We start from the raw sequence: 12,121 nt of genomic DNA on the forward strand, positions 1-12,121 counted from the left end.
CAATCACTTCCCTGTTTTCACCTGGGGATTGACAGCGAACGTAACATATCAAATATCAAATCTGGCGAGCACCGGAGGCGAACCGATGACCGACGTGACAGCCACCGTCACCCTGGCGCGGGAGGCCGCCGCGTGGTGGGCCGGCCGCGAATTCACCGCACGGCGCTCCGCGCTGCTGCGCTGGAAACGGCACCTCGCCGCGCACTGCGACGACCTGGCCGACGTGATCCGCGCCGAGACCGGCAAACCGCACGGCGACGCCCTGCTCGAGGTGATGCTCGCGGTCGAGCACCTGGACTGGGCCGCCCGCAACGCGGAACGGGTGCTGCGCCGCCGCCGGGTCCGCTCCGGCCTGCTGGGCGCGGACCACGGCGCCGCGCTGGAGTACCACCCGCTCGGCGTGATCGGCGCGATCGGGCCATGGAACTATCCGGTCTACACCCCGCTCGGCACGATCTCCTATGCGCTCGCGGCCGGCAACGCGGTCGTCTTCAAGCCCAGCGAGCACACCCCGGCGACCGGGACGTGGCTCGCCCAGGCCTGGTCAGAGACGGTCAGCGGCCCGCCGGTGCTGCAGGTGGTGACCGGCGCCGGGGAGACCGGGGCGGCCCTCTGCGCGGCCGGCGTCGACAAGATCGCGTTCACCGGGTCGGCGGCCACCGCCCGCCTCGTGATGGCCGCCTGCGCGCGGACGCTGACCCCGCTCGTCGTCGAGGGCGGCGGCAAGGACGCGATGATCGTGGCGGCCGACGCGGATCTCGACGCCGCCGCCGAGGCCGCGGCGTTCGGCGCGTTCGGCAACGCCGGGCAGACCTGCGCCGGCGTCGAGCGGATCTACGTGGAACGGCCGGTCCAGGCCGCTTTCCTCTCCCGGCTCGCCGCGATCGCCGAGGGCCTGCGGCCCGGGGACCAAGACCTTTCCCCGTACGGGCGGATGACCACCCCGGAACAGCCCGAGATCGTACGACGGCACGTGCGTGACGCCGTCGCCCGTGGTGGGCGAGCCGTCGTCGGGGGTGAGGGGTCGGTGCTACCGCCGTACGTGCACCCGGTCGTCCTCACCGGCGTGCCGGAGGACGCCGAGGCGATGACCGCGGAGACGTTCGGCCCGACCGTGGTCGTCAACCCGGTCGACGACCTGGACCAGGCCGTACGCCTGGCGAACGCCTCCCGCTACGGCCTGGCCGCGTCGATCTTCTCCGGTGATCGCCGGAAGGCGCTCGGGCTGGCCCGGCGGCTGCGCGCGGGCGCCACGTCGATCAACTCGGTGCTGGGTTTCGCGGCGATCCCGGCGCTGCCGTTCGGCGGGTCGGGTGATTCCGGGTTCGGGCGGGTGCACGGCGCGGACGGGCTGCGCGAGTTCAGCCGGGCGCAGTCGGTGGCGTGGCGCCGGTTCCGCGCGCCGCTGCCGGTGATGACCCTGCACCGCGACCCGGCGGTGCTGTCCCGCGCGGTCCGCCTGTTCAAAATCCGCCACGCGCGGTGAATCGGTGGCGCGGAACGGCCGGTTCAGGCCACTTGGCTGTCCCGGCTCGTCACGGCCTGCGGCCCGGAGGTGGCCCGCGGCGCGGTCTCTTCCGGCGCCGGGTCTAGTCCCAGATTCCCTGGCCGCGCAGGTGTTTGACGAGAAGGTCGGCGCCGTCGGTGAAGTGCCGGGCCATCGTGGCGCGGGCGGCCTCCGGGTCGCCCGCGGCGAACGCGGCGAGCAGCGCCTCGTGCTCCACCCGCACGGCGTCGCGCCAGCCGGGGTCGGCGGCGTAGAACCGGGCCGGCGTGTACCGCGTCGCGACGTGCAGGAACCAGCTCAGTTTGCGGGCCTGCGCCATCCGGTTGACGGTGCGGTGGAACGCGTACTCCAGCTGCTCGATCTCGTCGCTCTTCCGCGACCGGATCGCCCGCTGCAGCGCCCGGTCGGCCAGGGCCAGCTCGTCCCGCTGGCCGGCCGTGATCCGCTCGGCGACCCGGGCCGCCAGCTCGCCGGCGATGTCACCCTGCAGCCGGAACAGGTCCACGACGTCCTGCTCGGACAGCGGGGCGACGACGTACCCCTTGCGCGGCTCCAGCTCGACCATGTCCTCGCCGCGCAGGGTCAGCAGCGCCTCGCGGACCGGGGTGATGCTGACCCCGAGCTGCTCGGCGACCTCTTCCAGCCGGATCCGCGCGCCGGGCCGCAACTCACCGGACATGATCCGGCCGCGCAACACGACGGCCACCTCGTCGGACAGTTGCGGCCGCATCGGGTCACGCTATCAAATATCAAAAGCCGCCCCGCTCGCCCGGCCCTGGAGATGATCGACTGATGCCGCGCCGACGCTACGCACTGCGCGACCGGATCGCCGCCCTCGACCCGGAACGCGACCACCTCGAGATCTATCAGCTCTCCGCCGGGCGCGAGTTCCCCTGGGACTACACCCGCGCCCTGGAGTTCGCCCTGTTCCGCACGTACTGCGTACCGAGCATCTCGCGCCTGCTCGCCGCCACCGGCGAGTTCGAGAAGCGGCCGCAGCAGCGCTACGACGACACCGCGCTGCTGATGGCCGAGATCGCCGCGCACGGCTACGACTCGCCGCGCGGCCGGGAGGCGCTCAAGGTGGTCAACCGGGCGCACGGCCGCTTCGCGATCAGCAACGACGACATGCGGTACGTGCTGTCCACCTTCGTCCACGACCCGATCGACTGGCTCACCAAGTACGGCTGGCGACCGCCGCACGAGCACGAGCGGCTGGCCGCTTTCCACTACTACCGGGAGGTCGGACGGCGGATGGGGATCCGCGACATTCCGGAAAGTTACTCGGCGTTCGCGGACTTCAAGCGATCGTACGAAAATGAGCACTTCGTGTTCTCCCCGACGAACCAGAAGATCGGCGAGTACACGGTGGGCCTGTTCGCCGCGTGGTTCCCGTCGTTCCTGCGCCCGCTGGTGCGGCTCGCGGTCCGCGGCATGCTCGACGAGCCGATGCTGCGCGCGTTCGGCTTCCGGCCCGCACCACGCTGGGTCGGCGCGGCCGGCGACCTGGGGTTGCGCACCCGCGCGTTCGCCCTGCGCTTCTTCCCTCCTCGCCGCACCTCGGTCCTGGGCGTGTCACCGGGCAACCGCACCTATCCGGGTTATCCGGCCGGCTACCGCCCGTCGGACCTGGGCGCCCCTGCCCCGCCGGACGTCTCCACCTCGCGTTGACCTCCACCTCGCCTCCCGCACGCCGCACCTCTTGCGCGCCTTGCCTCTTGCGCGCCTTGCCTCTTGCGCGCCTTGCCTCTTGCGCGCCTTGCCTCCTGCGCGCTTTGCCTCCTGCGCGCTTTGCCTCCTGCGCGTTGACTTTCCGTCTTGGAATGTGTTTGACTTTCCGACATGGAAAACAATGCCGCTGAGCAGCTCGCCGCGATCGCCGACACCCGCACCGCCGTCGCCGGCCGCCTGGTCACCCCGTGGTGGTATCACCCGGCGCTCGGCCTGGCCCTCGCCGGTTACGTGCTCGGCCTCGGCCTCGGTGGCACCCCGGTGAGCGCGGTCTTCGCGATGCTGTTCATCCTGGTCTGCCTCGGCCTCGCCCACCTCTACAAGCGGCGGACCGGCGTCTGGGTCTCCGGCTTCGAGGCCGGCCGGGCGAGCCGCTGGGCATATGCCATGGGCGCGCTGGTCGGCGTCATCGTGGCCGCCACGTGGGCCACCACCGCCTACACCAACCTGAACTGGCCGGTGTGGGCGCTCGCCGCCACCGGGTTCGCCGGCACCGTCCTGCTCGGCCGCCAGTTCGACGCCGCGCTCCGCGCCCAGCTGCGAGCAGCCGCGTGAGCGAGCCGTTCGACGAGGTCATCCACGCCCCCAACCGGCTGCGGATCTGCGCCTTCCTCGACGCCACCAGCAGCACCGAGTTCAGCGTCCTGCGCGACCTGCTCGGCGTCGCCGACTCGGTGCTGAGCAAACACCTCAAGGTCCTGCAGGACGCCGGCTACGTCACGATGACCAAGCCCACCGGCCTGGGCCGCGTGAAGACCTGGGTCAGCCTGAGCCCGGCCGGCAAGCGCGCCTATGCCCAGCACGTGGCCGCACTACGAGCCCTGTTCGACAACTGACCGCGGCAGCGCATTTCCGGCACGGCAGCGCATTGCCGACGCGGCAGCGCATTGCCGACGCGGCAGCGCATTGCCGACGCGGCAGCGCATTGCCGACGCGGCAGCGCTCTGACCGCGCGGCAACGCATTGTTCGACGGCCGCTCACGTGCCGCGGCCCGGATCGACATCGGCCGCGCGGCATCCGGCGACGTCACCCCACCGGATGGCCCGGAACCCGGGAAACGCCAGGCATGGCAGCGCGGATCACTCGGCGTAGAGGGCGCTGATCGCCTCCGCATACCGCTCCTGCACGATCCGCCGCCGCAGCTTCAAGGTGGGGGTCAGCTCGCCGCTCTCCGGCGTCCACCCGGCCGGCAGCACCCGGAACCGCTTCACCTGTTCGGGACGGGACAACCTGCCGTTCGCCGCCTCCACCGCGGTGGCGATCTCGGCGATCAGCGCCGGATGCTCGGCCAGAACCTCGAGCGACGCGCCCTCGAGTCCGTTCCGGGCAGCCCACAGCGGAACGGACTCCTCGTCCAGGACGATCAGCGCGGTCACATACGGCCGCCGGTCCCCGATCGCCACCGCCTGCGCGATCAGCGGATGCGCCCGCAACAGGTTCTCGATCTGCGCCGGCGCGATGTTCTTCCCACCGGAGCTGATGATCAGCTCTTTCTTCCGATCGGTAATGGTCAGGTACCCGTCGGCGTCCAGGGTGCCGACGTCACCCGTGGCCAGCCAGCCGTCGGCGTCGGTGACCGGTTCGATGCCGCCGTCGGCACGCAGGTACCCGGCGCAGACCAGCGGGCCGCGTACCAGAATCTCCCCGTCCTCGGCGAGCCGCACCGCCATCCCCGGGTTGGCCCGACCGACCGTCCCGGTCCGGAAGTGATCAGGCGTGTTGATGGTGGCGGTGCCGGTGGTCTCGGTCATCCCCCAGACCTCGAGCACGTCGATCCCGATCCCGGCCAGATAGAGCAGCACCTCGACCGGGATCGGCGCCGCACCGCTGCCCGGCCAGAGCACGTTGTCCAGGCCGAGCCGGGCCCGCAACGGACGCAGCACCCTGGTGTCCACGACGTCGAGCCGGACGGCCAGCTCCGGCGGCACCGGCTGCTCGGCCCCGCGCAACTTGTACGCCTGGAGTGCCACCTCCCGCGCGGTCTCGACGGCCGCACGCACCGCCGGGTCGGCCGCGGCGAGCTGGCCCTGGATGCCGGCGACCATCTTCTCCCAGATCCGCGGCACCCCGAAGAACGACACCGGCCGGACGGCGGCCAGCCCGGCGAGCAACTGGGTGGGGTCGGGACAGATGGTGACGTGCCCGGCCCGGTAGACCGCGTTGTAGATGCCCAGTATCCGCTCCGCGATGTGCGCGAGCGGCAGGTAGGCCAGTGACGGCGCGTGGTCCGGCGTCGGCACCGTCGCCTCCAGGACGACGGACTGGTAGATCACGTTGTGGTGGGTGAGCACCACGCCCTTCGGGTCGCCGGTGGTGCCGGACGTGTAGAGCAGGGTCACCGGCTGATCGGCCTGGATCTCCCGCCAGGTCTTCTCGAACGCCTCCGGGTCGGCCCGGTGCGCAGCCTCCCCCCGCTCCGCAACCTGCCGCAGGCTGACCAGCCGATCCTCACCACCCGGCGAATCACCGGACCCGGCGGCCCGGGCCGGGGAAAGGCCGCCCGAGGCGAAACCGTCTGGAAGAAGGCCGCCCGAGGACGCGGCCGAGACCGGGGGCGCCACCGGGGCGACCAGCGCCACGTGCCGGACCTGGGGCAGCAGCGGCAGCACCGAGCTCCACCGCTCCAGCTCCGCCTCCCCCTCCAGCACCAGGATCTCGGCACCGCTGTGCCGCGCCACGTACTCGAGCTGGGCCGGCGCAAGAGTGGCGTACACCGTGGACGGCACGGCGCCGAGGTGGGCGGCGGCCAGGTCGACCAGCCAGTGCTCCGGGCGGGCGCCCATCATGATCAGCATGCGGTCGCCGGCGCCGAGGCCGAGGTCGGCCAGCCCGCGGGACAACACGGCGACCTGGTCGCGCAGCGCCCGCCAGGTCAGTACGTCCGGCGAACCCAGGGTGCCGAGCGCGGGCAGGTCGCCGTACTCGGTGGCGTTGCGGTGCAGCAGAGCGGGAACGGTCAGCCCACGGGCGGTGTCGGCGCACCGCTGGGCGAGGGAGGAGTCCATCGTGGTTGCCCCCTTCGAGCCAGTCGCTGGCGAAGATCTCTGAGGTAGTGGTCCTTCAGCGCGTGCCGCAGGACGAGCGGCACCCGCGGGTAGACCGCCGACGTGACGGACAGGCCGCGGTCGAGCCGCCGCTGCTGCCGCGCCGACCAGGTGTAGCCGTACCCGGCCCGGATCGGCTCGGGCAGCAGGCCGACGGTGACGAACCGGTGGAACGGGATGCCGGGCCGCAGCACGGCCGGCATGGTGGCCGGCCGGAGCAGCGCCGACGCGATCTCCCGGGCCGGCGCGCCGACCCGGACGGTCTCGATCATGTGGGCCCAGTACCGCTGGAACGCGGCCCGATCGGCCGGCCAGGCGTCCGCGGGGCAGCCGATCGACGTGGCCAGCACGCTGTACTGCTGGTAGCAGGTGTCCAGCTCGGCGTCCGGTAACGGGCCGAAGACCCGCTGGTAGAGCAGGACCGCGGTGTCGAACAGGGTGGCGTTCACCCACACCTGGAGGTCGGGGTCGTCGGCGCGGTAGCCGGGGCCGGTGACCCGGCGGTGCACGGCGGCGACGGCCCGGCTGATCGCCTCACCCTCGGCCCGGGTGCCGAACAGCACCCCGTAGACGTAGGTCATCGTGGTGCGCAGCCGGTCGAGCGGGCGCTCGGCGAAGTCACTGTGGTCGTGGACGCCCCGGGCGACGTCCGGGTGGGCGATCTGCAGCAGCGTGGCGCGGCCGCCACCGGCGAGAAGCAGGCTCTCGGCGGCAACCCGCCGAATCACCGCCGCGTCGCCGAAGAGACCCTCGTCCATGCCGGCACAGTAAACCGCGGTTAACTTCCTGTGAAGAGCCACCGGCTCATCGCGCTGCTTTTCGGCGAAATCCGCGAATCTGGATTAACTTATAACCAAGAGATGCGGCCGCAGGCCACGAATCCGGATTAACTTCAGGCCATCAGTACGGTCACCATCAGGCGGACCAGATGCCGATCCATTCCGGTACGACGGTCGAAGCGCACCCACCCGCTCAGATCAGTCACCAGGTTCAGCGCCGCGTGCACGTGGACCCGCGCCTCCGGCACCGGCAGGCCGGGGCGGACCGTGGTCAGCAGGCGCACCCACTCCTCCACGTGCAGCCGCTGCACCTTGCGCAGCTCGTGCCGATCGATCTCGGGCAGGTTGTTGTTCTCCGCGAGGTAGACCGAGACCAGGTCGCTGCGCTCGAAGGTCAGCGTGACGTACGAATCAGCCATCATGTGCAGGGCCTGCGACGCGTCCGCCGCATCGGCCAGCGCGGCGGCGGTGGCCGCGGCGACCCGCTCGGAGGCCCGGTACAGCGCGGCGGCGAGCAGCTCGCCCTTGCCCGGGAAGTAACGGTACACACTGGACGCGGTGATGCCCGCGGCCCGGCCGATCTCGTCGAGCCCGACCGCGTGGTACCCGTTCTGGTGGAACAGCCGGATCGCCTCGGCCAGGACGATCTCGCGGCGGGAGCTCACCCGCACCGCACCGCGCTCCAGGCCGGAGCCCGCCGGGGACGGCACCACCGGGGTGGGCGGATCGTCCCGCAGCACCGCGACCGCGATCCGGTGCAGCGCCACCTCGGCCCGGCCCTTGGTGATCGGGGTGCGATGCGTGGTGATGCTGCCGAACACGCTCAGCGCGGCCCGGGCCAGCGCCTCCGCGTCCGGGACGGTCAGCTCCTCCGGGCGGGCGGCCCGCAGCGGCACGACCAGCCGGCCGAAGAGCACGGCCAGGTCGGCCCGGAACTCCGCGCGGTGTTCTGGCTCGAGATAGCGCCACTCCCACTGGTAGAGGCCGCCGCTGCGGCGGTGCTTCACGGCGAGCCGGGACAGCGTGAGCAGCAGCGCCTTGAGTGTCGTCCGCGGCTCGGCGCCGGGTGGCAGGTCGGTGGTGGACAGTGCCGCGGCGAGCAGGCCGCGGGTAGCCTCGACCAGGAGCGCGTACTTGTTCGGGAAGTGCCGGTAGACCGCGGGGCCGCTGATGCCCACCGTCGAGGCGATCTGCTCGAGGCTCACGCCGTGGTAGCCGTGCTCGCAGAACAGCTCGGCCGCGACCTGCGCGATCCGCTCCCGCCGATCCTTCGGCCGCCTGCGCACCGGCCCGACCGCCGACCCGGCCGCAGCACGACCGGACCGAGCAGCCGCCCGGGACCGGCTGGCGGGCGGGCCTGCCGCCCGTCCGGGCTTGACCGGCGGGTCTGCCGCCGCGTTGCTCAACACCCCGCCAGCGTACTCGCGATTTCGCCTCATGTGGACTCGCAGATCCTTGACAGGAAGCGCAAATAGATGAATAAGTTAATCCTGATTCGCATCTGACGACGACGATTGGGTAGGCACCGGAATGGCCACCGAGGCGTACGTGTACGACGCCGTCCGCACCCCGCGCGGACGCGGCAAACCGACCGGCGCGCTGCACGGGGTGAAGCCGGTCTCGCTGCTCACCGGACTGATCGCGGCCCTGCGCGAGCGCGCGCCGGGCCTGGATCCGGCGGACATCGAGGACGTGGTGCTCGGCATCGTCTCGCCGCTCGGCGACCAGGGCTCGGATCTGGCGAAAGTCGCGGCCCTCGCCGCCGGATTGCCGGACACCGTGGCCGGGGTGCAACTCAACCGTTTCTGCGGCTCCGGCCTGGAAGCCGTGAACACCGCCGCGCAGAAGGTCCGCTCCGGCTGGGAGGACCTGGTGCTGGCCGGCGGCGTCGAGTCGATGTCCCGGGTGCCGATGGGTTCGGACGGCGGCGCCTGGGCGCTCGACCCGGAGACCAGCCTGGCCACCGACTTCGTCCCGCAGGGCATCAGCGCCGACCTGATCGCCACGATCAACGGGTACTCCCGCGCCGACGTGGACGGCTACGCCCTGCGCTCCCAGCAGCGCGCCGCGGCCGCCGCCGGTGACCGGAGGTTCGCCCGCTCGCTGATCCCGGTGCACGACCGCAACGGCCTGCTCGTCCTCGACCACGACGAGCACGTCCGCCCGGAGACCACGCTGGACGGGCTCGGTGCGCTGCCCGCCTCGTTCGCCCGGATCGGTGACCAGGCCGGCTTCGACGCGGTGGCGCTGCAGAAATACCACTGGGTCGAGCGGATCGAGCACGTGCACACGGCCGGCAACTCGTCCGGCATCGTGGACGGAGCGGCCCTGGTCCTGGTCGGCTCGGAGCGGGCCGGCGCCCGGGCCGGGCTCATGCCCCGGGCCCGGATCGTGGCCGGGGCGGTCAGCGGATCCGACCCGACCATCATGCTCACCGGACCGGCCCCGGCCGCCCGCAAGGCCCTGGCCAAGGCCGGCCTGACCGTCGACGACCTGGACCTGGTCGAGATGAACGAGGCGTTCGCCGCGGCGGTGCTGCACTTCATCGACGACCTCAAGGTCGACCCGGAGATCGTCAACGTGAACGGCGGCGCGATCGCGCTGGGTCACCCGCTCGGCGCGACCGGCGCCATCATCCTCGGCACCCTGATCGACGAGCTGGACCGCCGCGGCGGCCGGTACGGCCTGGCCACCCTCTGCATCGGCGGCGGCATGGGCATCGCCACCGTGATCGAGCGCCTCTAACCACGACGGGAGATCCGATGTCCGAGACCATCCGCTGGGAGCAGGACGCCGACGGGATCGTGCTGCTCACCCTGGACGACCCGGCGCGCGGCGCCAACACCATGAACGCGGCGTACATCCGCAGCATGGGCGAGACGGTGACCCGGCTCGAGGCCGAGCGCGACAGCATCACCGGCGTGATCCTGACGTCCGCCAAGAAGTCCTGGTTCGCCGGTGGTGACCTGGACAAGCTCGGCGCCACCGGCCCCGACCAGGGTCAGGCCGCCTTCGACTCGGCCACCGAGGTGAAGGCGCAGTTCCGGCGCCTGGAACGGCTGGGCCGGCCGGTGGTCGCGGCGATCAACGGGGCGGCGCTCGGCGGTGGGCTGGAACTCGCCCTCGCCTGCCACCACCGGATCGCGCTGGACGATCCGCGGGTCCGGGTCGGGCTGCCCGAGGTCACGCTCGGGCTGCTGCCGGCCGGCGGTGGCGTCGTCCGTACGGTGCGGTTGCTGGGGTTGGTCCCGGCCCTGACCCGGGTGCTGTTGCCGGGCACCCGGCACCGGGCGGCCGCCGCCCGCGAGCTGGGACTGATCGATCAGCTGGTGGACACCCCGGCGGCACTCGTCGCCGCGGCCCGCGAATGGATCTTCACTCATCCGGACGCCGCGCAGCCGTGGGACGTCAAGGGCCACCGGATCCCCGGCGGGCTGCCGGCCGCCCAGCTGCCGGCATTCCCGGCCACCCTGCGCAAGCAGCTCAAGGGCGCGCCGTACCCGGCGCCGCGGAACATCCTGTGCGCCGCGGTGGAGGGTGCGCAGGTCGACGTGGACACCGCGTTCACGATCGAGAGCCGGTACTTCGTCGAGCTGGTCACCGGTCAGATCACCAAGAACATGATCAAGGCGTTCTTCTACGACAAGAACGCGGCCGACTCCCGCGAGATCGGCGAGACCCCGCCGGTGCGCAAGGTGGCGGTGCTCGGCGCCGGAATGATGGGCGCGGCCATCGCGTACGTGTGCGCCCGCGCCGGCCTCGAGGTGGTCCTCAAAGACGTCACCGAGGAGGCGGCCCGGCGCGGCAAGGCGTACTCGGAAAGGCTCGTCGAAAAAACCGCGGCCCGCGACCGAAAAAGCGGCGTGGAAGCACACAGCGGCGTGAAACCCACCAGCGGCGCGGAAGCGAACAGCGGCGCGAAACCCACCGGCACCGCGACAGCCAACAGCGACGCGGAAGCGGCCGCGCTCCTCGACCGGATCACCGCCACCGCGGATCTCGACGCCCTGGCCGGCGCCGATGCCGTGATCGAGGCGGTCTTCGAGGATCCGGCGGTCAAGCACCGGGTCTTCGCCGAGATCGAGGACGTGGTCGCGCCCGGCGCGCTGCTCTGCTCGAACACCTCGACGCTGCCGATCACGCAGCTCGCCGACGGGGTGCGCCGCCCGGACGACTTCCTCGGCCTGCACTTCTTCTCCCCGGTCGACCGGATGCCGCTGGTCGAGGTGATCCGCGGGGCGAAGACCGGCGACCCGGCGGTGCACCGGGCGCTCGCGCTGGTCCGGCTGCTGCGCAAGACGCCGATCGTGGTCAACGACGCGCGCGGGTTCTTCACCAGCCGGGTGATCGGCACGTTCACCAGCGAGGGCCTCGCGATGCTCGCCGAAGGGGTGCCGCCGGCCAGCATCGAGCAGGCCAGCGGCCAGGCCGGCTATCCGGCGCCGGTGCTGGCGCTGATCGACGAGCTGACGCTGACGCTGCCCCGGCGAATCCGGGACGAGACCGCGGCCGCGATCCGGGCGTCCGGGCAGACCTGGACGCCGCACCCCGCGGACCCGGTGCTGGACCGGATGATCGATGAGTTCGGGCGTCCGGGCCGCTCGTCCGGTGCGGGTTTTTATGTGTACGCCGACGGCAAGCGGATCGGGCTCTGGCCCGGCCTGTCGGCTTTCGCCCAGTCCGGTGCCGCACCGGTGCCGTTCGCGGACCTCCAGGAGCGGATGCTCTTCATCGAGGCGCTCGAGTCGGTGAAATGCCTGGACGAGGGCGTGCTCACCACGGTCGCCGAGGCGAACATCGGCTCGATCCTGGGCATCGGCTACCCGGGCTGGACCGGCGGTGTGCTGCAGTACATCAACCAGTACCAGGGCGGCCTGACCGGTTTCGTGACCCGTGCCCGCGAGCTGGCCGACCGCTACGGCGAGCGCTTCACCCCACCGCCGCTGCTGCTCAAGAAAGCCGACGAGGGCTCACTGTTCCTCTAAACCGACCGGGGAACGACCAGACCGGCAGGGACCGACGAGACCGACCGGGAACGACGAGGCGGGCCGTTCGCACG

The 12,121-nt window shown here is 71.9% G+C and carries 10 protein-coding genes; 6 read left to right on the forward strand and 4 right to left on the reverse strand.

The window, feature by feature from the left end; genetic code table 11:
- The first annotated feature begins 85 nt into the window (after positions 1-85).
- Positions 86-1,486 (forward strand): aldehyde dehydrogenase family protein, encoded by a 1,401-nt coding sequence (locus tag ADL15_RS34020; RefSeq protein WP_067699708.1) that lies wholly within the window; start codon positions 86-88, stop codon positions 1,484-1,486.
- A gap of 103 nt (positions 1,487-1,589) precedes the next feature.
- Here ADL15_RS34020 and ADL15_RS34025 read toward each other — a convergent pair whose 3' ends face one another.
- Positions 1,590-2,237: a GntR family transcriptional regulator gene (locus ADL15_RS34025; protein ID WP_067699710.1), complete on the reverse strand. Its 648-nt coding sequence runs from the start codon at positions 2,235-2,237 to the stop codon at positions 1,590-1,592.
- Between the two features lie 62 nt (positions 2,238-2,299).
- Here ADL15_RS34025 and ADL15_RS34030 point away from each other — a divergent pair, with 62 nt between their 5' ends.
- The 3 genes from ADL15_RS34030 (at position 2,300) to ADL15_RS34040 (ending at position 4,074) form a co-directional block, all read left to right on the forward strand.
- Complete coding sequence (locus ADL15_RS34030; protein ID WP_067699712.1) at positions 2,300-3,178, forward strand: oxygenase MpaB family protein; 879 nt, start codon at positions 2,300-2,302, stop codon at positions 3,176-3,178.
- A 171-nt stretch (positions 3,179-3,349) separates the two neighbouring features.
- On the forward strand, positions 3,350-3,793 hold the full coding sequence (locus ADL15_RS34035; RefSeq protein WP_067699714.1) for a hypothetical protein: 444 nt from the start codon (positions 3,350-3,352) through the stop codon (positions 3,791-3,793).
- Positions 3,790-4,074, forward strand: coding sequence for a transcriptional regulator (locus tag ADL15_RS34040; protein ID WP_067699715.1), 285 nt, complete (start codon positions 3,790-3,792; stop codon positions 4,072-4,074). The genes ADL15_RS34035 and ADL15_RS34040 overlap by 4 nt, the downstream gene beginning before the upstream one ends.
- 244 nt (positions 4,075-4,318) lie before the next feature.
- Here the strand turns inward: ADL15_RS34040 and ADL15_RS34045 are convergent, their stop codons facing one another.
- From ADL15_RS34045 to ADL15_RS34055, 3 genes are all read right to left on the reverse strand, one after another.
- Positions 4,319-6,244 (reverse strand): AMP-dependent synthetase/ligase, encoded by a 1,926-nt coding sequence (locus tag ADL15_RS34045; protein WP_067699716.1) that lies wholly within the window; start codon positions 6,242-6,244, stop codon positions 4,319-4,321.
- Positions 6,196-7,041 carry an oxygenase MpaB family protein gene (locus ADL15_RS34050; protein WP_067699721.1) on the reverse strand — a complete coding sequence of 282 codons (846 nt, stop codon included), beginning with the start codon at positions 7,039-7,041 and terminating at the stop codon, positions 6,196-6,198. Before ADL15_RS34050 ends, ADL15_RS34045 begins: the two co-directional genes overlap by 49 nt.
- Before the next feature lie 134 nt (positions 7,042-7,175).
- Positions 7,176-8,348, reverse strand: a complete 1,173-nt coding sequence (locus ADL15_RS34055) for a TetR/AcrR family transcriptional regulator (RefSeq protein WP_067699723.1) — start codon at positions 8,346-8,348, stop codon at positions 7,176-7,178.
- A 244-nt stretch (positions 8,349-8,592) separates the two neighbouring features.
- Between ADL15_RS34055 and ADL15_RS34060 the strand changes: the two genes are divergently transcribed.
- Both ADL15_RS34060 and ADL15_RS34065 read left to right on the forward strand, forming a co-directional pair.
- Positions 8,593-9,807 carry an acetyl-CoA C-acetyltransferase gene (locus ADL15_RS34060; protein WP_067699727.1) on the forward strand — a complete coding sequence of 405 codons (1,215 nt, stop codon included), beginning with the start codon at positions 8,593-8,595 and terminating at the stop codon, positions 9,805-9,807.
- Between the two features lie 17 nt (positions 9,808-9,824).
- A complete protein-coding gene (locus tag ADL15_RS34065) occupies positions 9,825-12,047 on the forward strand; it encodes a 3-hydroxyacyl-CoA dehydrogenase NAD-binding domain-containing protein (RefSeq protein WP_067699728.1) in 2,223 nt (740 codons plus the stop codon).
- Positions 12,048-12,121: the final 74 nt, after the last annotated feature.

The organism is Actinoplanes awajinensis subsp. mycoplanecinus (genome assembly GCF_001509495.1).
Lineage (GTDB): Bacteria > Actinomycetota > Actinomycetes > Mycobacteriales > Micromonosporaceae > Actinoplanes > Actinoplanes palleronii.

Excerpts from the sequence above, each read along its gene's own strand:
- ADL15_RS34020 (WP_067699708.1), top strand. The coding sequence starts at position 86 with ATGACCGACGTGACAGCCACCGTCACCCTGGCGCGGGAGGCCGCCGCG.
- ADL15_RS34025 (WP_067699710.1), bottom strand. The coding sequence starts at position 2,237 with ATGCGGCCGCAACTGTCCGACGAGGTGGCCGTCGTGTTGCGCGGCCGG.
- ADL15_RS34030 (WP_067699712.1), top strand. The coding sequence starts at position 2,300 with ATGCCGCGCCGACGCTACGCACTGCGCGACCGGATCGCCGCCCTCGAC.
- ADL15_RS34035 (WP_067699714.1), top strand. The coding sequence starts at position 3,350 with ATGGAAAACAATGCCGCTGAGCAGCTCGCCGCGATCGCCGACACCCGC.
- ADL15_RS34045 (WP_067699716.1), bottom strand. The coding sequence starts at position 6,244 with ATGGACTCCTCCCTCGCCCAGCGGTGCGCCGACACCGCCCGTGGGCTG.
- ADL15_RS34050 (WP_067699721.1), bottom strand. The coding sequence starts at position 7,041 with ATGGACGAGGGTCTCTTCGGCGACGCGGCGGTGATTCGGCGGGTTGCC.
- ADL15_RS34060 (WP_067699727.1), top strand. The coding sequence starts at position 8,593 with ATGGCCACCGAGGCGTACGTGTACGACGCCGTCCGCACCCCGCGCGGA.
- ADL15_RS34065 (WP_067699728.1), top strand. The coding sequence starts at position 9,825 with ATGTCCGAGACCATCCGCTGGGAGCAGGACGCCGACGGGATCGTGCTG.